Genomic DNA, 21390 nt, shown 5'->3' with positions numbered 1-21390 from the left:
GGCATAAAAACCTCTACCAGGATACGGTGACATTCACCGTATCCTGATAAACACCGGCAGCAGGCGTGGTCTGCGCCGGAACGCGGCCATAGACCGTACTCCACTGATCTGCGCCGTTGCCGGTTCCGCTCACGCCGGTCACGTTATCCCAGACAGTGGTGCGTGCCGCCGTGGTGTAAAGGTTGTACTGCAAGGTCTGCGCGCTGTTGGTGGTATTGACCATCCTGCGGGCGGTGACCACGCCGCTGCTGCCACCATCCATCACAATTTTATACGTCAACCCGTTCACGCAATTCACGCGAATCGACCCCGCCAGTTGCGCGCTGGTGGCATTAATTGCGCTGGTCAGTGACGCATAATTCCCAAAATTCAGCGTACCGAAGCTGGTGCTCCCGGACGTCGTGGTTCCCGCATTGCAGGCGGGCAGCAACGTGGCGCTGATGCCTATCGTTGCTGCCTGACTGAATGGAATGCGCAACTGCATCGACACCAGCAGGATAGCTGGCAGTAGCAGCAGTACCTTGATGTCCATGATCTTTCCTTCCTTGAAACGAAAGCCAGTCAGAGGCGAAACCGACTCTGATGGAATACAGCCCTACCAGGAAAGAGTGGCAACAACGGTATCGTTATATGTCCCTGCAGCCGGCGTGGTGCTGGTCTGGTCAGCAGGCAGCACACGACCATAAATCGGGATATTTTGCGCAGTGGTGCCCGTCGTCAGAGTGATCGGCGTATTGATGGCGATTTCTGTGGTACGCGCAGTGTCAGAGTAGAGGCGGTATGGAATACTGTTGCCGCTCGATGTCATGGTCCGCAGCCCGCCGGTTGCCGCCAGCCCGCCATTAAGCGAAAGCGTCGGAGTCAGCCCGGTGCTACAGGTGATAGTGACCGCACCCGTGCCGTTGGCACCGAATACTGTCCCGTTGATAACGCTGGTCAGGTCAGCGTAATTACCAAAGTTCAGGGTACCCCACTGGTTGGTGCCCCCGGTTGATGTACCGTTACCGACGGTACAACCGGTGCTGATGGTCAGCTGAACACCCACTTGCCCTGTTAAGGTTCCGGCAGCCTGTGCGCCTGCGGCTAACGTCAGCGTTGCAGCAGCAAGAACAGCCAGTAATAATGAATTTTTATCGCCCATGATGACTCCCAATAACTACGTACACAGCTGTGTATTCATGCAACCAGGTGCATGTGGAAATCCTCTGGTGGTCAGTAATCGATGCTAAAAGACTGCAAGAAATACGGGTAATAAACAGCGTTCAGGCCGGGACTTATGTTTTTCAGTTACTACTGAAGACATCCCTGACCTTAACCACATGATGAAAAACGCTGTTAAGGTTAAATATAAGTTAATAAATTTACCTTAAGCGGATCTTTTTGGCATTTATGCCAATAAGGATAAAAATTCTATTAACAGAAAATTATCAGAGTTTTACTCTGTAAATTTGCGTTTAATTTTATTTATGATTGCCTTATGACGCGGGAAGGATGAGATTAATTAACCATTTTTTTGTGTGGTCATAACCTATTCTGTTATCAGAGTTTTTTAACCGGAGACCGGCATGTTTACTGAGTCCGTGATTAACGATATGAACCGGCTGGCGTATTTTCTGGCTTTTGATCAGACTTCAGGAAAGGGGCCGATGGGTGAACCCTCTCTGATGATCCTGCTGGGCAATGCGATTTTACCGACCGCCGAAGCGGCATTTCAGGCGGTGGTGCAGGGTTCAGTTTCCCGGTTGCTGATTGCCGGAGGGATCGGGCACTCGACTGATTTGCTGTATCAGGCGGTGCAAACTCATCCGCGCTACCGGCACATTCATACCTCGGGTCGCAGTGAAGCTGAGGTGCTGAACGATATTGCCGTGCAGTGCTGCGCAGTGCCACAAAAGCAGATTTTGCTGGAAACCGGCTCAACTAACTGTGGCGACAATGCCTTACAGGCGCGGCGGGTGCTGGATCTGGTCGATGACAATTACACTCACATCACGCTGGTGCAGGATCCGCTGATGCAGTTGCGCACCGACGCCAGTTTCCGCCACGTCTGGCGCGATCGTCCTGAAGTGATATTCCTGAACTGGCCGGTGCTGGTGCCTCAGCTGGAGCGCGAAGGTAAAGGGCTGCGCTTTGCCGGAGAAGGGAATCACAGCCTGTGGTCTTTGCCACGATTCGTGTCGTTGTTGCTCGGCGAGATCCCGCGCCTGCGTAATGCGCCGGGCGGGTATGGCCCGCGAGGTGCAGGCTTTATTGCAGAAGTGCAGATCCCCGCTGAGATCGAGGAAATCTACGCGCGGTTGCGTCCGGTGCTGGAAGCGGATTACGGCGACAGATCCTTCTGACACACAGCGTGCGCCGTTTCAGATGTTTCCTGATGATTGCCCCGCAGTGCCAGCAGTACCACCAGCGCGGAAACCAGCGTAATTGCCATCAGACACAGCAACAGCGGGTGCAGTGAAGCGGCATAAAGCTGCTGAAGCTGCGCCGTGCTGGCCTGCCCAATAAGTTGCTGCGCCACGGCGAGATTACCGGTTGCCAGCCGCTGCGCAGCCTGACTGATGTCACCCACTGTAAAATTCGCCGCCAGTGCGCTGTGTGTTAATGCCGACAGAATGGCACCGACGATCGCCAGCGAAATGCCTTCTCCGGCCACGCGCGTGGTGCTGAAAATCCCGGTCGCCATGCCTGCGCGCTCTTTGGGAACCACGCTCACCGACAATCCATCCATCAGCCCCCACGGCAGACCAGTACCGATGCCAATTATCACCATCGGCGCAATCATCGCGGTCATATTTTGCGCCAGCACCGCCTGACTCAGCCAGCCTAAACCGGCGGCGGCAATCACTAAGCCTGATGTACATAACACACCTGCGGACACCCAGCGCGTCAGCCATGCCGCCAGCAGCGGAACCACCAGCATCGGTACCGAAAGCGCCATCATCATCAGTCCGGCACGTTCTTCGCTAAGATTTTCTACGCCGATAAACAGCATCGGTAAAATCACCAGCAGCACCACAAAACAGAAACCCGTGGCCAGAGGCAGCGCCTGCACACCGATAAAACGGATATAGCGGAACAGTGATAAATCGAGCATCGGGTTTTTTACCCGCCGTTCCACGATAACAAAAATCACCAGCAGCAAAGCTGCAGCAGCCAGCAGCGAAAGTACCAGCGGACTGTGCAGACCGGATGGCGGGATTTCCATCAACGCCCAGGTCAGCAGCGCCAGCATCGCGGTGAAAGTGACAGTACCCGGCCAGTCAATGCCCGTCGCCTGCGGGTTACGGGTTTCACGCATCCGGGTCGCACCCGTGACCAGCGAAAGCACGGCAATCACCGTGGCGGAGAAAAATACCGCCCGCCAGCCGAAATTCGCGATCAGTACACCTGCGAGGAACGGGCCGAAAGCGAGCCCGATGCCAAAACTGCTGCCCATCAGGCTGAACGCTCTGGTGCGCGCTGCACCGTCAAACTCCTGTGCCAGAGCCGCTGCGCCGCCAGCCAGTGCGCCAGCGGCGGCGATGCCCTGTGCCGCGCGCAGCAGATCGATCCACAGCAAACTGCTGCTGAAAGCCTGCAATAACGACAGCAATGCAAACAGCGAGACGCCGCTGATAAACACTTTTTTACGTCCCAGTTCATCGGCCAGCGCTCCGGCGGCCATCAGAAAGCAGCCGAAGGTCAGCATAAAAGAATTGGTTATCCAGCTCAGTGCCTGCGCGCTGCCGCCGAGTTCACGGGCAATCGCGGGCGTGGCTACCGCGCCGCTGACAAAGTTGAGGGGCAAAATGACCGCCGCCAGACACACGGTAAATAAAACCCGCGGGCTGCCCGCTGACTGTGTTGTTGTTGAGTTCATGGCTTCTTCCGACAGTTGACGATAATAATGATGATAAAATGTCAGTAATGTTGCGGAAACAGGCTGTAAGTCCGATGATTAAGGACTAAAACGCTCGAATAAACAGGAGTCGAAAATGGAAAACCTCAACGGGCTACTGGCGTTCGTCCGCGCGGCGCAGAGTCAGAGTTTTGCCGCAGCCGCAGAACGGATGGGCATTTCTGCCTCGGCGGTGGGTAAAAGCGTGGCGCGGCTGGAAGAAAAGCTGAGTGTGAGGCTGTTCAACCGCAGCACCCGGCGTATCAGCCTGACCGACGAAGGCCAGCTGTTTTTCGAACGCTGCCAGAATATCGTTTCGCAACTGGAAGATGCCGAGCAGGAGCTGGTGCGGATTTCCGCCGTGCCGCGTGGAAAATTGCGTATCACCGCACCGGCTATCGGTTACCGCATGCTGCTGCCGCACCTGCCGGAATTCCGCCAGCGTTATCCCGACGTTGAGCTGGATCTGGATTTCAGCGACCGGATGGTAGATGTCATTGATGAAGGTTTTGATATCGCCATTCGCAGCGGCGAGCTGAGCAGTTCGCAGATGATGTCGCGCCGCCTCGGGCCGTTCCGGTTTGCGATAGTGGGAGCTGCGCACTATTTTGCTGAGCATCCGGTGCCGCATAATCCTGATGATCTTTATCAGCACGCCTGTCTGCGCTACCGGTTTCCGGGTAACGGGCAGTGGCAGGAGTGGGAGATGACAGGCGCAACGCCCCCTGAGCTGCCGCTGGCACTGAGCAGCAATAACCTGGAATCGATTTTACAGGCGACGTTGCAGGGATTAGGACTGGCATATGTGCCGGAATTTATCGTGCGGGATTATCTGGCGTCCGGCGAGCTGATTTCGGTGTTGTCACCGTATCTGAAAGAGGGCGGCAAATTCTCGGTAGTGTGGCCGAGCAGCCGCCATATGCTGCCAAAAGTCCGGGTATTTATCGATTTTCTGACCGAAAAACAGGTGCTGGGCTGAGCAATTTCAATCTCAGCGTTTATCCAGCCAATTGCCTGTTTCACCCAGTGCTTCATCAAGATTTTCACGGCCAAAACCGATGCGCAGGAAATCTTCAGACACGGTATTGAGTTCTGACGCGTAGGCGACGGAAGGAATAACCATCACACCGGCTTCTTCCACCAGTTGCGTGGCAAAAGCTTCTGCGCCTTCTGTGCCGGTATACCTTGGGAATGCCAGCACACCGGCTTTCGGCACGGAGAGCCGGAAAAGATGGGGGTATTTCGCCAGGAATTCGGTGAGGGTTGTGAGCTGTCGGCGTGAGCGCTCCATGACCCGTTCCAGTATTGGTGCACGGGCGTTGAGCGCGACGGTAGTCAGAAATTCTCCGGGCATGGAATTGCAGATCGACAGATACTGCTTCATGCGCTCAAGTTCCAGCATCCACGCTTTATCCTGACACGCGACCCAGCCGATGCGCAGGCCCGGTAAGCCGTAAGCCTTAGAGGTCACATTCAGGGAGATCCCGCGCTCGTAAATATCAGCCAGCTGCGGCAGACGATCGGCCGGATCGAACTCCGTCATACGGTACACTTCGTCGGAGAAGATCCAGATCCCGTGCTCGCGGCACAGGTCGACCAGTTCATTGAGTTGCTGACGGCTGATCAGTGCCCCGGTCGGATTATGCGGGAAGTTAATCACCAGCACTTTGGTATTGGCGCGTAGCGCATCGCGGACTTTACCGGTATCCAGCGCCCAGTCGTTATCTTCCTCAAGCGCCACGCCGGTGACGTCACACAGCGATAACGGCACGCTTTCCAGCGACTGATAGTTGGGGGTGATCACCACCGCGTGATCGCCGGTTTTGAGCAGCATCTGGAAGCTGGCGTAAATCGCTTCGTCAGCACCGGCAAAACTGATGACGTCCTGCGCGGTGATATTTTTATACGTCGAGGCGATGGCATCCAGCAGTTCGGGCGTTCCGCGCAGCGGCGGGTAATCCAGAGTGGTTTGCATGAACGGCGCACGATGCTGTTTTCCCGCCAGCTCAAACAAGGTATCGATGCTCATCGATTCCGGATAAGACGACGACAGCGGAAAACGGACGGCGTGCTCGAGGCGCGAAAGATAGCTGATTAAACGAAAATCTTCAGGAAAAGACATGGCGTACCCGTTGATGAAAAATCCAAAAATGAGTGAAAACTATAACATTACCGGCGCTGCCCTTGTGCAAAACGGCGCTCAAGGCGGCTTTGCAACAGCTCCAGCACGATCGACATAATCCAGTATATCGCCGCCGCCGTCGCCAGCATTTCCATATAACGGTAAGTGCTGCGCCCGTACGATTGTGCCAGAAAATTCAGCTCCCACAGCCCCATCAGCGAGACAAGAGAAGAGTCCTTCAGCATCGATATAAACATCGATCCGGCAGGCGGAATAATAATGCGCAGGGCCTGTGGTGCCGTCACGTGAACGGCTACCGTCCAGCGCGATACACCGAGTGCCAGTGCAGCTTCCTGCTGACCACGCGGTACCGAAAGCACGCCACTGCGGATAGTTTCCGCAAGATAAGCACCGTAGTTCATTGATAATGCGATGATACCGGAACTGAGCGCACCGAGCACAATACCTACCTGCGGCAGCGCCAGATAGATAATCAGCACTTGTACCAGCAGCGGCGTCCCGCGAAACAGCGAGGCGTAAAACGTCGCGCAGCCAAAGGCCAGCGCGTTTTCCGACATCCGCCCGAGCGCGGTAATAAGCCCAATCAGCAGACAGAAAAACATCGAGCAGGCGGTGATCATAATGGTCAGCGCCGCACCCTGAATAAAGCCGTCCGGTGACAGACGCAAGCCCAGCAGAAAGGGGAGTTTCTGGCCTATCAGGCTCCAGTCCAGCCCCATTTTGCTGAATGTGCCGAGCAGCAGGCTGAGTAAAATCAGCCACGTCAGCCCGGTTTTAAATTTAAACGCGTGTGCGTGGTGCCAGCGCTCCGGGGTTTCCACCTTCGGCTGGCTGTCCGGGATTTGCGGCATCACGGTACCTCGTGCGTAATATCTTCACCCAGCCAGTGCTGGGAGATTTTCGCCAGCGTGCCGTCGTTACGCAGTGACTTAATGGTGTCAGCCACTTTCTTATCCCACTCTGCGTCGCCTTTGTCGGTCGCGACCCAGTTTGGTTCTGCGTAGAGTTCGGTGACAATTTTAAATACCGGCGCACGTTTGATACGGGCGTTAGCCGTGGCTAAATCCGATACCACGCCATCGAGGCGAACGCCCGGTCCGAGCGCCAGATTCTGGAACGCCACTTCTTCGTCACTTGGAATAACCTGAACGCTGTCGAACGGGAAGACAATCGGCTTACTGCCGGGGATCACCAGCGTTTTTTGCAGGTAGGTTTCATAGGATGAACCGATGCCGACACCAATCTTTTTGTTGCTCAGATCGGCTGCCGATTTAATGCGGTCATCTTTCTTATTCACCACCAGCACCGCCGGTGAGCTGTAATACGCGGTCGGGAAATCCAGCACTTTGGCGCGCTCGGTATTTGGCGTCATCGAACAGATGCAGGTGTCCCAACGCCCCTGCCATTTACCGCCGACAATGGTTTCCCAGCCCGGCGCGATAATTTCAAGTTTTACGCCCATGCGCTGCGCCACGGCTTTCGCCACATCCACGTCAAAACCGGCCAGCTGGTTATTGTCATCAATAAACCCAAATGGCGGATAATCGTTCACAATGGCATTGCGCAGTACGCCAGTTTTGGTCACGCGATCAAGCGTCGCACCGGCAAAAGAGGCAGCAGAAAACAGCGTCGCAGCAAGGAGTGTCACAGCAACAAACGGAGTGCGCATAAATGGAGTTCCTTAAACGTAACCAGATTGGGAAAATATTGTAAAAACCTACACTAAGTTTTAGACGTATAGAAGTCTAAATTCGGTGTTTTCCCACTTATTTTCCAGTTACAGTGAACTCTGCGGAAAATCCTATGAATAGCAGCGCATTACTTCAATCACTAGCTCAGTAACCCCGCCCCGACGTTAATCGAAAAGCCTAAAATCGCCAGATTAAACACAAATGAAATAACCGACTGCAACAGGGCAATTTGGCGCATATCGGTGGTGCCGGTGGCGACGTCGGCGGTTTGTGAGGCGACGGCAATAGTGAAAGAGAAATAGAGGAAATCCCAGTAGCCGGGTTCGGCGGGTTTTTCAGGGAAGATCATCGGCGTAACGTCTTTTGACCGCCGCAGATAGTGGTGATGGGCGTAATGCATGGCGAACGACGTCGGCAACAGTGCCCATGAGGCAATCAGCGTGGTCGCGGTCAGCAGAATGTGCAGGGTTTTTGCAGTTCCCGTCAGTTCTTTGAGTGAGCCGAGTTCCATCAGGATCGCCAGAATGCTGACCAGACAGGTCAGTGTGACCAGCGTCAGCACCAGGGTGGCGCTTTCATCCTGAGTTTTAGCGATATGCGGAATATCTTTTGCTTCGGTGCGAAGCATGCGAAACCACAGGAAAAACAGATACATCCACGCCAGCACGTTCCAGCCGATCATCAGGCGCTGCAAAATCCCCAGATGCGCGGGAAGCGCAAAAAAGCAAATCAGACCGGCAATTATCGAGATCAGTAAACGACCACGCACGTGCAGATAATGGCGCAAAGATAAACTCATGATGTCAAACACCTGGCAGAAAAAGACGGATAGGTTAACTGTAGTCGCTGGGAGCAATATCACGCGTTCAGACTTATGCGCAATTTCTTCCAATACCCGTGAGCAGCGGAGTGATTTAGTAGGTTACTCCATTGCGCTTAAGGGTCTGAAACTATGTTTACTACGTCATTTTGGCCAGCTGCTGCGGCATACCAGGTTTCAATGATGGATCTGGATGCTCCGGACCATTTAAATCCCAAAGCTCTGCAAACTATTCACTATTGCCTGCGCCTGACGGAAGCCATTAATCAGCTGGAAGCTGCCTGTGAAAGCCGTTTGCTGGATGCCCTGCGCGAAGAGATGTCGATTCAGTGTTTTCGTCTGGCTCCGATGTTTGACGATCCCGATACCCGGCGCGGTCTGTTTCTTCGCGCGGAGATCCTGGCGGATGACAGTTGTGGGAAAACAGTTCTGCCGCAGATCGCCGGTCTGAACGAACAGCAGCTGGTGCTCGGTATCGGGAACACGTCGACCTGGGTCGGTAAATCCAAACAAAGTTTTTATTCCTCGTGGTTTGGTGAACCCGCGCCGGTATTGCAGGAAATCTCGGATGTGATGGACAGCCTGTTTCCGGAAAGTCTGCTGTATCTGCAAAAGGAAATCGCCGCAGATTTACTGGCGATGCCGGGTTGTGCGTACAAGATTATCAATCTGTTTGGCATTGCGGGTGAGGCCAATACATATCCGAAACACTTTGCGTATTTCTTCCCTGAAGACGAGGGGCTGAAGTATTCGCCGGTGAAACGCACCGTGGTATTTGCCAACACCTATCTGCAATTGTTCGAACTGTTTTCGCGCACCGAAGCCGCCAAAATGGGCTGGGCGGAAGAAGCGTTGCCGGACAGCCAGGTGTGTCAGCGTTATCTGATTGCCTGGTTCCGCGGGCATGATCTCGGACATTCGCTGGTGCGTAATGAAAACGTCTTCCCGAAACTCAGCAAAATTGACCGCTGGGGTTCAATGATGGTGCAGGAAGCGCTGGCGGATCAGTTCGGTTTGCTGATGTGTCTGACTCCGCAGATTGCGGACGGATTACAGCTCGACCGCACGGTGCTGGCGCGCATTTATTTTCTCGAAATGCTGCGCTATCTGCGCCGTGGCCCGTCCAGTTATCCCGATGCAGGCGCGGCCTGGATCCAGTTCAATTATCTGCGGGAGCACGGTTGCATTGAACTGAAAACCGGCTCGATAGATTTCCATCCTGAGCTGTTCTTCACCCAGATGGCGGGCCTGACCCGACTGATGAGCGAAGAGTTGCTGGGCGGCGATACTGAGCGCGCACAGGCTTTCATGCAGCAACATTGTCCGCATACCAATCCTGAAGATGTTGAGGTTCTGATGGCCCGTCTGGGCACGACCAATGACATGATCGAATACAACCAGTTAATCAAGAGAGTGCCGCTATGATGCCGTTTTCAAATGGATTTTTGCTCAGCCTGTCGCTGTGCCTGGACATAGGGATTGCCAATATCGCCATGATGACGCTGGCGATGCAACGCGGCTATTTTCACGGATTTTGGCTGGGAATCGGTACCTGTATCGGCGATTTGATTTACGCCGTGCTGGCGCTGGCAGGGATGACGATTTTGCTGCAATACCAGAGCGTGCGCTGGGTGCTGTGGGTCGGTGGCTCGCTGATGCTGATGTGGTTTACCTACAAAATGATCCGCGCTGCGCTGGCCCCGGCGGAAGACCTGAATGCGGGGGACAATGTTCAGCAACGATCGGTGTTGCGTAATTTCGGACGCGGCATCGTTCTGGCGATGTCCTCTCCGACGGCAATTCTGTGGTTTGCCGCCGTCGGCGGGGCGTTGATTTCCCGTATGGGACACGGCGGGACGGCAGATGCGTCGTGGTTTCTGAGTGGCTTTTTCATCGCAGGCGTGTTCTGGACGATGGTGATTTGCTCGGTCGGCAGTCTGGGCGGAAAAATGCTCGGCACCAAAATGCTCCGGTATTCTTACATGGCCTCTGCGGTGATTTTCTCTTACTTCGCGCTGTATGTGGTGATCACCGGTTATCACGAGTTTATCGTGTAAGCGCTTGACTCATTTGCTGCGAGGCATTGAGTGACAGCGAATAGAGATGGGGAGTGATCCCCATCATCTTGCGGAACGTATTAATGAAGTGGCTCTGATCGTAAAACCCGAGGCGGATCGCCACGTCCAGGGCATTGTCGTTTTTGCGCAGCTGATTGCGGGCTTCCAGTAAACGTAACTGCATGTGGTATTGCAGCGGCGGCATGCCGATGTGCTGGCGAAACAGGCGGACAAAATGGAACTTACTCAGCCCGCTGACCTGAGCCAGCGTATCGAGATGGATTTTTCGCGTCAGGTGGTCCCGCATAAAATCGAGAGCAAGCTGGACAGGGCGCAGCGACTGTTCCTGTTCTCTGGCCGGTTCTTCCAGCAGCGCGCCGAGCAGCCACAGTAAATTTTGTTCCTGATCGTCGTCGTTGAGCGTGCGTTTGTAATGGCACAGCGCGGAAAACAGCGCCGGATTATTCAGTACACCTTCTTTGAGCACCGGCGCGCAGTGGTCGGAACGCAGATTGTGATCGACCGAAACCTGACGCAGTAAAGACTGAGGAATATGCACGCTGAGGAATTCGACTTTATCGTCGCCAAATACTGAGGACTGAATGGTGGCCGGATTATAAATCGTGATTTCGCCGCCGCGCACCAGTTCAGTTTTGCCGTGCAGCCAGATTTCTTCTGTGCCGGTCAGATTGGCACTGATGACGTATTCGTCGTGAGTATGGCGCGGAAATGAAGAATTACTCGCGGTCAGATGCGAGCACTCAATGTCGTTAGCCATCGTCCATTCAGAAATAGAAAGAGACACGTTCCACCCCATAAATCATTGCTGCGCGAAAGAAAGCTCACATTATTTTTTTCTTATGCAAAATTTATAGCACAAACTTTGAACAACAAAAGTGAATGACTTTCATCATGGCGGGATCACGCCAGCAGCCGGACGTTTTGCGTCCCAAGCATTACGCCATTTTTGCCATGATGTTTTATCGCGTACATTGCGCGGTCAGCGAGCAGCAGTGCTTCGCTGAAATCACTGCCGCCGGTCACTTCGTCAATGCCGATAGATGCCCCGATTTGGGCATTACCGTTATCGAGTTCAAACGGGATCATCGCGGCATTCAGACAGGCCTGTGCGACGCGTTTTACCCGCGGATGCATCAGCGGATAAGGCATCAGCAGAATGAATTCATCACCACCCAGCCGTCCTGGGATCACGCCCGGCGGGCAGGCTTCCTTAAAACGCTGGCTCAGGCGCATCAGCACTTCATCGCCGCTTCGATGCCCGAGTGTGTCATTCACATGCTTAAAATTATCCAGATCGATAAACGCGATGCATAACGGTCCGGCATTTTTAAGCTGTGTGAACTGATGTTGCAGCGCATGGCGGTTAGCCAGACCGGTCAGCGGATCGTGATTCGCCAGCGTCGCCAGTTGCTGCTCGTAATTCTTCTCTTTGGTCATGTCGATGTGCGTACCGGTCACTTTAAGCGGGCGTCCGGCGTCGTCCCATTCAGTCACGCGACCACGATCGAGCACCCAGGTAATGGTGCCATTTTTCGCCTGCATCCGGTGCAAAGCCTCATAAAACGGCGTTTTGCCTTCCAGGTGGTTGTAGAACGCAGACAATACATCTTCTTTATCATCAGGGTGTAAATGCTCACGCCAGACTTCAAAACGCGCACTCAGCTCTTTTGGCTGATAGCCAAGCATCGATCCCCACCGGCGGTTGAAAATCACCAGTTTCCCGCTGGGCACGTCGAGCTGCCACAGGCACAAACCGGTTCCATCCAAAGCGGCACTGAGCTTGTTTCGCGCATCATGTGCAATACGTTTCAGGCGGGCATTATGCTTTTTCAGGTTCTGGAGTTGTTGTTTCAGTGAGGAATCAGACATTTCTTATTTTATGAGCAAATAATCTTCATTCTTCCCACTCATCAGGCGTTTGTAAACAGTCTGATCGAAAAAGGCTTCCGAGGGCGGATTTTTCGGATTTTGCCCATGAGTGCCCACCGAGGAAGGTCATTGGAAAGGAATCGATCGGGGAATGGTCTGAATGTTAAATAAGAAGCCTCAAGGTTATATTCAGACGCTTGAATTCGATTATTAATAACGCCAATAACCGGTAATTCATGTTTGTTTTACATGATGAGAACAATTATTAAAACTCCCTGAAACCCGCTTTGACAATACGTGCCAGTTTTGCTGGTTATTTTATTTAATGCCTATGTTTATTCTTCCTTGCCTTGTCATTTCATTACGTAATAGGGCAAAATATGCGCCCCGCAAATCGGGATTAACCGTTACTTCTTCATTGGCGAAGACATCCTTCGCACAAGAAAACATTCAAAAACAGAGGCCGGGCTTAGTACCGGATAGATATTTACTTTCAGATACCGACAGTCTTGTCGCAAGGAAACATTAATGGTGCAGCACTCTCACTATGCCGCGTTTTCCAACATGGGAATGACACATCATGTCGGATAACGTCGTTACGGGTACCGCCTCCCGCGTGGAATTGCGTAAAACTCTTACGCTGATTCCGGTTGTCATGATAGGCCTGGCCTATATGCAACCCATGACACTGTTCGATACGTTCGGTATTGTCTCCGGCCTGACTGACGGCCATGTGCCGACGGCGTATGCGTTTGCGCTGATCGCCGTTCTGTTTACCGCGCTGAGCTACGGCAAGCTGGTGCGCCGCTATCCTTCTGCGGGCTCGGCTTATACTTACGCACAAAAAGCGATTCATCCGGTAGTCGGCTTTATGGTCGGCTGGTCTTCGCTGCTCGATTACCTATTCGCGCCGATGATTAACATCCTGCTGGCAAAAATCTATTTTGAAGCGCTGGTGCCGTCGGTGCCCTCGTGGATATTTGTGGTCGTGCTGGTCGGATTTATGACGCTGTCGAATCTTCGCAGCATTAAAACCGTCGCCAACATTAATACCCTGGTGGTGATCTTACAGATTGTGCTGATCACAGTGATCACCGGCATGGTGATTTATGGCGTTGATCACGGCACCGGCTACGGTACGCTCGCCAGCACCAAACCTTTCTGGGGTGAGAACGCGCATACCGTGCCGATGATTACCGGTGCGACCATTTTGTGTTTCTCCTTTACCGGTTTTGATGGCATCAGTAACTTGTCGGAAGAAACCAAAAATGCAGAGCGTGTGATCCCGCGGGCCATATTCCTGACGGCATTAATTGGCGGCGTGATATTCATTGCGGCGACATATTTCCTGCAACTCTATTTCCCGGATATCTCCAGCTTTAGAAACCCGGACGCTTCACAGCCGGAAATCATGTTGCAGGTGGCGGGCAGGGCGTTCCAGTTTGGCGCGCTGATTTTCTCCAGCATCACCGTGCTGGCTTCCGGTATGGCGGCGCACGCGGGCGTTTCCCGCCTGATGTATGTGATGGGGCGCGACGGCGTATTCCCGAAACGCTTCTTCGGTTATATCCATCCGAAATGGCGCACGCCGTCTTTCAACGTGCTGCTGGTTGGCGCGATTGCTTTACTGGCGATTAACTTCGATCTGGTCACCGCGACGGCGCTGATTAACTTCGGTGCGCTGGTGGCGTTTACGTTCGTGAATTTGTCGGTGATTTCGCAGTTCTGGATCCGCGAGAAACGCAACAAAACTGTGCTGGACCATATCCAGTATCTGCTGCTGCCATTGTGTGGTGCGCTGACGGTCGGCGCGTTGTGGGTCAATCTGGAAGAAGGTTCGATGGTGCTGGGGCTTATCTGGGGCTCAATCGGCTTTATCTACCTGGCCTGTATGACCAAAAGTTTCCGCAATCCGGTACCACAATACGAAGACGTGGCGTAATTACCGCTGGTATTAAAAACACGCCCGCTTTAAAAAAATGGCTCCTTCTCAGGAGCCATTTTTGTTTCTGTTAGTGAATACCCAGCCAGCGCATCAGCGCCGTAACAACGGCTGCCGCAATAATAACCACAATCAGCGGCGCTTTACGCCATGCTAAAAACAGCGCCGCACCGACGCCAATAACCCGTGCGAATCCGCCAAAATGCGGGCCTTCAAACAGCGCCGATGTGGCCGCAACAGCCAGCAGTAATGTGGTAGCTGAATCGGAAAGCATTGTTTGCGTTGCCGGGGAGAAATTAAGGCGGGAGCCCAGCCGGTAACCGGCTACGCGCATCAGAAACGTTCCGGCAGCGAGCACCGCAATACCGGCAATAATCAGACTGTGTGACGTCATTTCCGGTTCCTCCACGCCAGCAATCCGAGCAGGGAAAACAGCACCGGCATACCGGCAGGCACAAAGGGTACGGCGGCAACTGAAATCAGTGCGCCGCATGAGGCGGGGATCCGCGTCCGGCGGCTGCGCAATGCCGGGAAAATCAGTGCCAGCAGAATGGCAGGGAACACCGCATCGAGGCCGATGGCTTTGATATCCGGAATGAACTGACCTATGTATGCACCGGCAATCACGCTGACCGGCCAGAACAGCGCAATGCCCACGCCGCATAACCAGTAGGCAATTTTGCGTTTTTCATGCGTGGGCTGAGAGATGCCAAACACCACGCTTTCGTCATTCATGATATGGCAACCGAGCCAGCTCATGGCTTTACTGCCGACCAGATCTTTCACCGCAATTCCGAACGGTAAATGACGTGCATTCACCAGTATTCCGGCGGCTGCCGCAGCGAAAGGGCTGCCTCCGCCACCGACGATGGCGATGAATAAAAACTCTGACGCACCGGCCAGAACCAGCAAGGAGAGCATCAGCGGCACCCACAGCGGAAAACCGCCCGCAACCGCCAGTGAACCGTATGAAATCCCCACCAGACCATCAGCCAGGCAGACCAGAAAGATAGCTTTCACCACATCACTTCCCAGCGGTGAAAAGAAACGCGCAGACATAATTCAATCCCATAACGAACGATTTCCCATTATAATGAACGCATCTGAATCGTTCTTCAAGTCGAACGATCGTTCGTTATATAAAACAGGCAGGATCATGTCGCAACCCATCAGCGTTATCTCTAAAGGTCTGGTTCGTGAACGTCAGCGGGCAGGAATATCACTGGCAGAAGTGGCCCGCCGTGCGGGGATTGCCAAATCGACGCTCTCGCAACTGGAGGCCGGTAACGGCAATCCGAGTCTGGAAACTCTGTGGGCGCTGTGCGTGGCGCTCAATATTCCTTTCGCGCGCCTGATGGAGCCGGAAGTGAACAAAATGCAGGTAATCCGCCGGGGTGAAGGCCCAGCAGTGGTGGCTGAACTAGCTGATTATAAAGCGGTTTTACTGGCAACCTGCCCGCCGGGTTCGCGCCGGGATATTTATCTGCTGACCACGCAACCAGGGGCTGACCGTGTTTCCAGCCCGCATCCGCAGGGATCGGTCGAGCACATTATTATCACGCAGGGGCGCGCCCTTGTCGGGCTGGTGGATTCACCGGTCGAACTGAACGCCGGCGATTATATTTCCTATCCTGCCGACGTGGAACACATCTTCCGCGCGCTGGAACCGGACACCATGGCAGTGCTGGTCTCAGAGCAAAGCTAAAACGTAATCAGCTTTTTGGTGATGTTGTTTTTCAGCAGCAGTGTGGAAGACAACACGGAAAGCAGAAACGTCAGCAGGATGACGAACAGTTTCGCGGTCAGGGAATTGATCGGGATCCACTGGATTAATAAATTGAAAAAGGTGTAGTGCAGAATATAAACGCCGGTCATGGTTTTCCCCAGCGAACTGACCATTTCGCTGACCGGCAACCGCGTGGCGTCCTGTCTGACGCCATTGGCTGCAATAATGATCAATACCACCAGAATATAGACTTGCGATCCGGTCAGAATAAAGCTGTTACGTGCAATGTTGAAGATTGAAAAGAAGAAATGCTTTTCATAAAACCAGGTGAAAATATACACAAACGGAATGGCGATGGCGGCGACTTTCGCCACCCGCGGGCGACCGTACAGCGCAGAAACCACCGGGTCATATAACAGCTGACCGGTCAGATAATAAAGCACCCAGGTCCAGATGCGGAACTGCGCGGGCGTGGAAAAGGTTTTATGTTCAGTCAAATAGATAGCCAGCAGGTCATACGCAAACGAAAAAATCAGCAGGCCGGCAATCAGTATTGCGAGAATAACCCGTCTTTTGGCCAGCCATTCCACTAAAGGATGAAAGGTGTAAATAATGACCAGCGAAAAGATAAACCACGGCTGGATAAGATACCCTTTCTGGTAAGGCCCCCATAAATAATAAATCGAAAACCAGAAGATGAAGAGGGTTAATATGCTGCGAATTTTCTTCATCTGCCATTCGGTTGTGTGCTGGGAACCGGCATCCATATACCCGGTGACCACAAAAAACAACGGCGTGGCGATGGTAGAAATAAAAGTCAGAAAAGCCAGAATGCTGTCGTAGTTATAATTGTAATTATCGTAAGTATTATAAACGGTAAAAAAAGTCACGGCGGTCAGACAGCCCAGCGTTTTAATAATATTCAGTCCCGTGGTGTTCATTGTGTGTGTCGTTGTCCTTCACGATGAAAACAGTTGTAAATTACCGGCAGCACGAGCAGCGTCAGCACGGTGGCAAATCCCAGCCCGAACATAATGACGACTGCCATGCTCTGGAAAAAGACATCCAGTAATAAAGGCGCCAGCCCCAGTACGGTGGTGAACGCCGTCAGCAGAATAGGGCGCAGACGCGACGTGGCGGCGTAGATAATCGCCTCGGTCTGGTTCTTCTCTTTTTTTTGCTGACCGATTTCCTCGACCAGTACAATGCCGTTGCGGATAAGCATCCCGCTCAGGCTGAGCAGGCCAATCAGCGCCATAAATCCAAACGGAATACCGGTCAGCAGGAAGCCAAACGTCACGCCGATCAGTGCCAGTGGCACGGTCAGCCAGATGGCGATGGCGTTTTTCACCGAACTGAACATCAGTACGGTGATGATAAACATCATCAGGAAACCGATTGGCAACGTGGTGAATAAACCCTGCTGCGCTTCGGCGGAGTTTTCCGCGTCACCGCCCCATTCAATGCTGTAGCCATGCGGCAGGGTCAACGCCTCAACCTGCGGCCTGATACGTGCCAGCATATCGCCGGACGTTTCACCGCTGGCCGGATCCGGATCGGTTTGCACGGTGAGCACCCGAATGCGATCGCGGCGCATGATCAGCGGATCTTCCCATTCGACTTTGAAATCACTGACCACATTGCTCAGCGGAATAAACTGCTGGCGCGTCTGGCTCCAGACCATGATATTCGCCATGTGATCGACATCCAGCCGTTCCGTGGCCGGAGGGCGCAGCACCATTGGCATCAGCGTCGAACCGTCACGGAAAATGCCGACAGTACTGCCGCTGAAATTCATCTGCAAGGCACTGTCGATGTCACCCCGGTCGACGCCGAGTTCGCGTCCCAGATAAGGTGAAAATACAGGACGAACCATTTTGCTGCGTTCCTGCCAGTCATTGCGCACGCCGTCCGCCGCGCCGTCATCGAGAATAATTTTATCGACCTGGCTGGCGATGTGGCGAAGCGTATCGGGATCGGATCCCTTGATACGGACTTCAATCGCGCTGCCACCAGACGGGCCAAACATGATGCGTTTCAGGCTGGCATTCACTTCGGGATAATGATCACGAATGTGCTGTTCGGTGCGGCGGGTCAGTGCAGCAATTTTCCGCTGATCGTCCATACGCACCATAATCTGCGCATAGTTGGAATATTGTCGCTCGCCGTTGTAGGTCAGAATAAAGCGCATTCCGCCCTGACCAACGGTGGTCACGGTGTTTTCCACGCCTTCCTGATGATTGATCTCTTTTTCGATCTCTCCCGCAATTCGCGCGGTGTGATTGATGTCTGTGCCGTAAGGCATCCACAAATCGACGAAGAAAATTGGCGTATTAGACGACGGGAAAAAGTTCTGCCGGACGTAGCCGAATCCCCAGACTGACGCCGCCAGCAGAGCCGCAAGCACCACCAGGGTAATGGTCTGGCGGACCAGCAGCGCTGACAGCACGCGCCGGTAAACGCGAAATATCCAGCCGCCGTAGGGATCCGCCTGCTCGTCCGGCTTTTTCTCCGCCACTTTCATATTGGCAAAGGCCCATTTCACCAGCACCGGCGTCAGCGTCAGCGCGGTCACCCAGCTGAGCATCAGCGAAATCAGCAATACCTGGAACAGCGACTTACAGTATTCACCGGTCGAATCCTGCGAAAGGCCAATCGGTGCAAACGCCAGAATGGCAATCACCGTCGCGCCCAGTAACGGCAGGGCGGAGCGTTTAATGATATGCGAGATGGCGTTCATCAGCGGGTTTCCCTGCTGGCGGGAAATCAGCACGCCTTCCACTACCACAATTGCATTATCCACCAGCATACTGAGCGCAATAATCAGCGCACCGAGCGAGATTCGCTGAAGCTCGATGCCGAACAAATACATGATAAGCAACGTACCGAGCACATTCAGTGCCAGCGACACGGCAATAATAATCCCGCTGCGCAGCCCCATGAAAATCAGTAGAACGCCCACCACAATCGCCAGCGCCATCAGGAAGTTAATGATAAATCCGTCGACGGATTTCTTCACTTCAGCAGCCTGATCGTAGAACACTTTCAGCTGGATCCCAGCCGGTTTATCGGCGGAGATCTGCTGCATGCGCGCTTCAATCGCATGGCCGATGTTCATGACATTCACACCGGGAATATACGAGACCCCGATGGTCAGCGCATCGCGGCCATTGGCGTGGTAGATATTGCCGGGATGATCGCTCACCCCCTGCGACACCTTGGCGATATCACGCAGATAAATACTGTGCGTGGATCCTGCGGGACTGATCAGAACATTATTCAGTTCATCAATATTCTGAAAGCCGCCGGTCGGATGCAGGCGGATAGACTCGCTGCCGACGGTCATGCTGCCCGCATCGGACACCAGATTCTGCCGGTTGAGCACATCCGCAAGCCGCGGCAACGTGACGCCGTAAGCCGCCATTTTGGCGCGGGAAATCTCGATATACACTTGCTCAGGAAGGATGCCGCCGATGGCAACCTTGCCGACGCCGGGCACCAGCACCAGTTCCCTGCGCAACTGATCAGCGTATTTACGCAGTTCGGGATTGGTAAAGTTGTCGCCATAAATAGAGAAAAAATAGCCGTACACATCGCCGAAATCATCGTTCACAAACGGCGGGCTGACGCCGGGCGGAAATTGCAGCGTGGCATCATTGACGCGACGACGCAGTTCATCCCAGATTTGCGGCAGTTCAGAGGAGTGATAGCGGGAATCGATATTGACGGTGATTTGCGATAAACCGACGGCAGAAATCGAGGAAATGTTATCGACATAAGGCAGGCGTTGCAGGGCATTTTCCAGCGGCAGCGTAACTTCCTCCTCGACTTGCTGGGAAGATGCGCCCGGATACTGCACTGACACCACGGCAGTTTTAATGGTAAACGCCGGATCTTCCAGTCGTCCGATATTGAACAACGCAATCAGGCCACCCACGCCGAGCAGCAGGATCACCAGCCAGACACGTGTCGGATTATTGATAAAGCTGTCGTTAATTCTCATCACAGACCCCGTTCCCGGACCCAGATGCGAACCGGCTGCTGAGCGTGCAATTCGCTCACGCCCGCCGCGACCACTCTGTCACCTTTTTGCAGACCCGCTTTAATTTCAATACCCTGCGAGGTCAGTTCGCCGACGGTGACCTTGCGGTCTTCAACGTGTAATGTGTCGCCTTCACCGGCAATCACCCAGACATGTGCGTCATTACGCTGACTGCTGTCCGGGTTAAACACCGCTTCGACCGGGATCACCAGCGTATCCACGGGCGTTGCCGTCGCAAGATTAGCCGGATTTACGGTCACTGTGCCGCTCAAACCGGCGACAGCGGGGAAGTTTTCCGGACGTGGCATGGTCAGCGTCACCTGCCAGGTGAGCGAGTTGGCCTCGCTGCTGGCGGTATGTTCTTTATAGGTGGCGGTAAATTCCCGGTCAGGAAGATTGTTGATGCGCACCCGTGGCTGATAGCTGGCATTACGCATATCGAGGCTGGTAAACAGGTTTTCGGGTACGCTGAAAATGACATCTAATACATCGGAACGGCTGATGGTCGCAACCGGCTGTCCGGCTGCCACCACCTGATGATTACGCACGGAAAGTCTGGCGATCACCCCGCTGAATGGCGCAGTCAGGTTTAAATCATTCAGTTCTTCCTGCGCGATTTTCAGCGCTGCTCTGGCCGAATCCCGGCTGGCTTTATGCACTTCGAGTTCTGCCTGCGATACCACGTTGCGACGTGCCAGCGTCTGATAACGCTCGAACTGACGCTGCGCCAGCGTCGCGGCGCTCTGACGATCGTTCAGGCGTTGACGGGCATCATTGTTGGTCAGCCGGGCGAGGATTTGCCCTTGTTTCACCGATTCGCCTTCACGCACTTCCAGCGTCTGCAACTGGCCTGCGCGTTTAAACGCAATATCGGTATTATCGCCCGCCAGAATGCGTGCAGGAAAAACGCGGGTACTCAGCGGACTGGCCGCTTCAGCGGTGGCGATTTTAACCTGACGTGGCGGAACGGGGGCGTCTGCGGTTTTCTGATCACAGGCGCTTAAAAGTAACAGGAGGATCAGGGCGGGAAAAAAGCGGATATTCAAAATACTTCCCCTCATGCAAACCACATGCGAAAAATTAATTTCCGGCAGAATAGTGAGGCCTTTAATTAGGCAGGCTCCGCTATTTTCTGCGATGACGTATTTTTAGTGAGACTATTAAGCTACTTATTGTTTTTGTTTATTTAATTGTTTTTTTAA

Annotated in this window: 20 protein-coding genes; 6 read left to right on the top strand and 14 right to left on the bottom strand. The window is 53.7% G+C overall.

The window, feature by feature from the left end:
* Positions 1–13: 13 nt before the first annotated feature.
* Positions 14–532: a Csu type fimbrial protein gene (locus tag D5398_RS05135; RefSeq protein WP_120506601.1), complete on the bottom strand. Its 519-nt coding sequence runs from the start codon at positions 530–532 to the stop codon at positions 14–16.
* 63 nt (positions 533–595) lie between these two features.
* Entirely contained in the window at positions 596–1141 is a 546-nt protein-coding gene (locus D5398_RS05130) for a Csu type fimbrial protein (RefSeq protein ID WP_120506600.1), read from the bottom strand.
* A 424-nt stretch (positions 1142–1565) separates the two neighbouring features.
* On the opposite strand from D5398_RS05130, the gene D5398_RS05125 reads away from it, so the two are divergent.
* Positions 1566–2342 carry a YdcF family protein gene (locus D5398_RS05125; RefSeq protein ID WP_120506599.1) on the top strand — a complete coding sequence of 259 codons (777 nt, stop codon included), beginning with the start codon at positions 1566–1568 and terminating at the stop codon, positions 2340–2342.
* Here the strand turns inward: D5398_RS05125 and D5398_RS05120 are convergent.
* Positions 2321–3859 carry an MFS transporter gene (locus D5398_RS05120; RefSeq protein ID WP_120506598.1) on the bottom strand — a complete coding sequence of 513 codons (1539 nt, stop codon included), beginning with the start codon at positions 3857–3859 and terminating at the stop codon, positions 2321–2323. The genes D5398_RS05125 and D5398_RS05120 overlap by 22 nt on opposite strands.
* 115 nt (positions 3860–3974) lie before the next feature.
* Between D5398_RS05120 and D5398_RS05115 the strand changes: the two genes are divergently transcribed.
* A complete protein-coding gene (locus tag D5398_RS05115) occupies positions 3975–4856 on the top strand; it encodes a LysR substrate-binding domain-containing protein (RefSeq protein WP_120506597.1) in 882 nt (293 codons plus the stop codon).
* A 12-nt stretch (positions 4857–4868) separates the two neighbouring features.
* On the opposite strand, the gene D5398_RS05110 is transcribed toward D5398_RS05115, so the two are convergent.
* The 4 genes from D5398_RS05110 to D5398_RS05095 all read right to left on the bottom strand — a co-directional run bounded on the left by D5398_RS05110 (position 4869) and on the right by D5398_RS05095 (position 8510).
* On the bottom strand, positions 4869–5999 hold the full coding sequence (locus D5398_RS05110; RefSeq protein WP_120506596.1) for an aminotransferase class I/II-fold pyridoxal phosphate-dependent enzyme: 1131 nt from the start codon (positions 5997–5999) through the stop codon (positions 4869–4871).
* 47 nt (positions 6000–6046) lie between these two features.
* Positions 6047–6871 (bottom strand): amino acid ABC transporter permease, encoded by an 825-nt coding sequence (locus D5398_RS05105; protein ID WP_120506595.1) that lies wholly within the window; start codon positions 6869–6871, stop codon positions 6047–6049.
* Positions 6871–7689, bottom strand: a complete 819-nt coding sequence (locus tag D5398_RS05100; RefSeq protein ID WP_120506594.1) for a transporter substrate-binding domain-containing protein — start codon at positions 7687–7689, stop codon at positions 6871–6873. The genes D5398_RS05105 and D5398_RS05100 overlap by 1 nt, the downstream gene beginning before the upstream one ends.
* 161 nt (positions 7690–7850) lie before the next feature.
* Positions 7851–8510 carry a DUF1345 domain-containing protein gene (locus D5398_RS05095; protein ID WP_120506593.1) on the bottom strand — a complete coding sequence of 220 codons (660 nt, stop codon included), beginning with the start codon at positions 8508–8510 and terminating at the stop codon, positions 7851–7853.
* Positions 8511–8663: 153 nt separating this feature from the next.
* On the opposite strand from D5398_RS05095, the gene D5398_RS05090 reads away from it, so the two are divergent.
* Positions 8664–9956 (top strand): hypothetical protein, encoded by a 1293-nt coding sequence (locus tag D5398_RS05090; protein WP_120506592.1) that lies wholly within the window; start codon positions 8664–8666, stop codon positions 9954–9956.
* Positions 9953–10588 (top strand): LysE family translocator, encoded by a 636-nt coding sequence (locus D5398_RS05085; protein WP_120506591.1) that lies wholly within the window; start codon positions 9953–9955, stop codon positions 10586–10588. The genes D5398_RS05090 and D5398_RS05085 overlap by 4 nt, the downstream gene beginning before the upstream one ends.
* Here D5398_RS05085 and D5398_RS05080 read toward each other — a convergent pair.
* Positions 10578–11393: an AraC family transcriptional regulator gene (locus D5398_RS05080; RefSeq protein ID WP_120506694.1), complete on the bottom strand. Its 816-nt coding sequence runs from the start codon at positions 11391–11393 to the stop codon at positions 10578–10580. The genes D5398_RS05085 and D5398_RS05080 overlap by 11 nt on opposite strands.
* Before the next feature lie 116 nt (positions 11394–11509).
* Positions 11510–12478 carry a GGDEF domain-containing protein gene (locus D5398_RS05075; protein WP_120506590.1) on the bottom strand — a complete coding sequence of 323 codons (969 nt, stop codon included), beginning with the start codon at positions 12476–12478 and terminating at the stop codon, positions 11510–11512.
* Between the two features lie 580 nt (positions 12479–13058).
* Here D5398_RS05075 and D5398_RS05070 point away from each other — a divergent pair.
* Complete coding sequence (locus D5398_RS05070; RefSeq protein WP_120506589.1) at positions 13059–14420, top strand: APC family permease; 1362 nt, start codon at positions 13059–13061, stop codon at positions 14418–14420.
* A 70-nt stretch (positions 14421–14490) separates the two neighbouring features.
* Here D5398_RS05070 and D5398_RS05065 read toward each other — a convergent pair whose 3' ends face one another.
* Together D5398_RS05065 and D5398_RS05060 are read right to left on the bottom strand one after the other, a co-directional pair.
* On the bottom strand, positions 14491–14814 hold the full coding sequence (locus D5398_RS05065) for an AzlD domain-containing protein (RefSeq protein ID WP_120506588.1): 324 nt from the start codon (positions 14812–14814) through the stop codon (positions 14491–14493).
* Positions 14811–15479 carry an AzlC family ABC transporter permease gene (locus tag D5398_RS05060; RefSeq protein ID WP_120506587.1) on the bottom strand — a complete coding sequence of 223 codons (669 nt, stop codon included), beginning with the start codon at positions 15477–15479 and terminating at the stop codon, positions 14811–14813. Before D5398_RS05060 ends, D5398_RS05065 begins: the two co-directional genes overlap by 4 nt.
* A gap of 97 nt (positions 15480–15576) precedes the next feature.
* On the opposite strand from D5398_RS05060, the gene D5398_RS05055 reads away from it, so the two are divergent.
* Positions 15577–16125 carry a helix-turn-helix domain-containing protein gene (locus D5398_RS05055; protein ID WP_120506586.1) on the top strand — a complete coding sequence of 183 codons (549 nt, stop codon included), beginning with the start codon at positions 15577–15579 and terminating at the stop codon, positions 16123–16125.
* Here D5398_RS05055 and D5398_RS05050 read toward each other — a convergent pair.
* The 3 genes from D5398_RS05050 to D5398_RS05040 are packed head-to-tail and all read right to left on the bottom strand — an operon-like array spanning position 16122 to position 21234.
* Positions 16122–17087: an acyltransferase family protein gene (locus D5398_RS05050; RefSeq protein WP_120506585.1), complete on the bottom strand. Its 966-nt coding sequence runs from the start codon at positions 17085–17087 to the stop codon at positions 16122–16124. The genes D5398_RS05055 and D5398_RS05050 overlap by 4 nt on opposite strands.
* On the bottom strand, positions 17084–20149 hold the full coding sequence (locus D5398_RS05045) for an efflux RND transporter permease subunit (protein ID WP_120506584.1): 3066 nt from the start codon (positions 20147–20149) through the stop codon (positions 17084–17086). The genes D5398_RS05050 and D5398_RS05045 overlap by 4 nt, the downstream gene beginning before the upstream one ends.
* Positions 20149–21234 carry an efflux RND transporter periplasmic adaptor subunit gene (locus tag D5398_RS05040; protein ID WP_120506583.1) on the bottom strand — a complete coding sequence of 362 codons (1086 nt, stop codon included), beginning with the start codon at positions 21232–21234 and terminating at the stop codon, positions 20149–20151. Before D5398_RS05040 ends, D5398_RS05045 begins: the two co-directional genes overlap by 1 nt.
* Positions 21235–21390: the final 156 nt, after the last annotated feature.

The sequence above is a fragment of the Rahnella bruchi genome, from assembly GCF_003614975.1.
Classification (GTDB): domain Bacteria; phylum Pseudomonadota; class Gammaproteobacteria; order Enterobacterales; family Enterobacteriaceae; genus Rahnella; species Rahnella bruchi.
The sequence above is the reverse complement of the archived record's forward strand: the minus strand, read 5'-3'. Positions and strand labels throughout refer to the sequence as shown.

Excerpts from the sequence above, each read along its gene's own strand:
- D5398_RS05135 (WP_120506601.1), bottom strand. The coding sequence starts at position 532 with ATGGACATCAAGGTACTGCTGCTACTGCCAGCTATCCTGCTGGTGTCG.
- D5398_RS05130 (WP_120506600.1), bottom strand. The coding sequence starts at position 1,141 with ATGGGCGATAAAAATTCATTATTACTGGCTGTTCTTGCTGCTGCAACG.
- D5398_RS05125 (WP_120506599.1), top strand. The coding sequence starts at position 1,566 with ATGTTTACTGAGTCCGTGATTAACGATATGAACCGGCTGGCGTATTTT.
- D5398_RS05120 (WP_120506598.1), bottom strand. The coding sequence starts at position 3,859 with ATGAACTCAACAACAACACAGTCAGCGGGCAGCCCGCGGGTTTTATTT.
- D5398_RS05115 (WP_120506597.1), top strand. The coding sequence starts at position 3,975 with ATGGAAAACCTCAACGGGCTACTGGCGTTCGTCCGCGCGGCGCAGAGT.
- D5398_RS05110 (WP_120506596.1), bottom strand. The coding sequence starts at position 5,999 with ATGTCTTTTCCTGAAGATTTTCGTTTAATCAGCTATCTTTCGCGCCTC.
- D5398_RS05105 (WP_120506595.1), bottom strand. The coding sequence starts at position 6,871 with ATGCCGCAAATCCCGGACAGCCAGCCGAAGGTGGAAACCCCGGAGCGC.
- D5398_RS05100 (WP_120506594.1), bottom strand. The coding sequence starts at position 7,689 with ATGCGCACTCCGTTTGTTGCTGTGACACTCCTTGCTGCGACGCTGTTT.
- D5398_RS05095 (WP_120506593.1), bottom strand. The coding sequence starts at position 8,510 with ATGAGTTTATCTTTGCGCCATTATCTGCACGTGCGTGGTCGTTTACTG.
- D5398_RS05090 (WP_120506592.1), top strand. The coding sequence starts at position 8,664 with ATGTTTACTACGTCATTTTGGCCAGCTGCTGCGGCATACCAGGTTTCA.
- D5398_RS05085 (WP_120506591.1), top strand. The coding sequence starts at position 9,953 with ATGATGCCGTTTTCAAATGGATTTTTGCTCAGCCTGTCGCTGTGCCTG.
- D5398_RS05075 (WP_120506590.1), bottom strand. The coding sequence starts at position 12,478 with ATGTCTGATTCCTCACTGAAACAACAACTCCAGAACCTGAAAAAGCAT.
- D5398_RS05070 (WP_120506589.1), top strand. The coding sequence starts at position 13,059 with ATGTCGGATAACGTCGTTACGGGTACCGCCTCCCGCGTGGAATTGCGT.
- D5398_RS05065 (WP_120506588.1), bottom strand. The coding sequence starts at position 14,814 with ATGACGTCACACAGTCTGATTATTGCCGGTATTGCGGTGCTCGCTGCC.
- D5398_RS05060 (WP_120506587.1), bottom strand. The coding sequence starts at position 15,479 with ATGTCTGCGCGTTTCTTTTCACCGCTGGGAAGTGATGTGGTGAAAGCT.
- D5398_RS05055 (WP_120506586.1), top strand. The coding sequence starts at position 15,577 with ATGTCGCAACCCATCAGCGTTATCTCTAAAGGTCTGGTTCGTGAACGT.
- D5398_RS05050 (WP_120506585.1), bottom strand. The coding sequence starts at position 17,087 with ATGAACACCACGGGACTGAATATTATTAAAACGCTGGGCTGTCTGACC.
- D5398_RS05045 (WP_120506584.1), bottom strand. The coding sequence starts at position 20,149 with ATGAGAATTAACGACAGCTTTATCAATAATCCGACACGTGTCTGGCTG.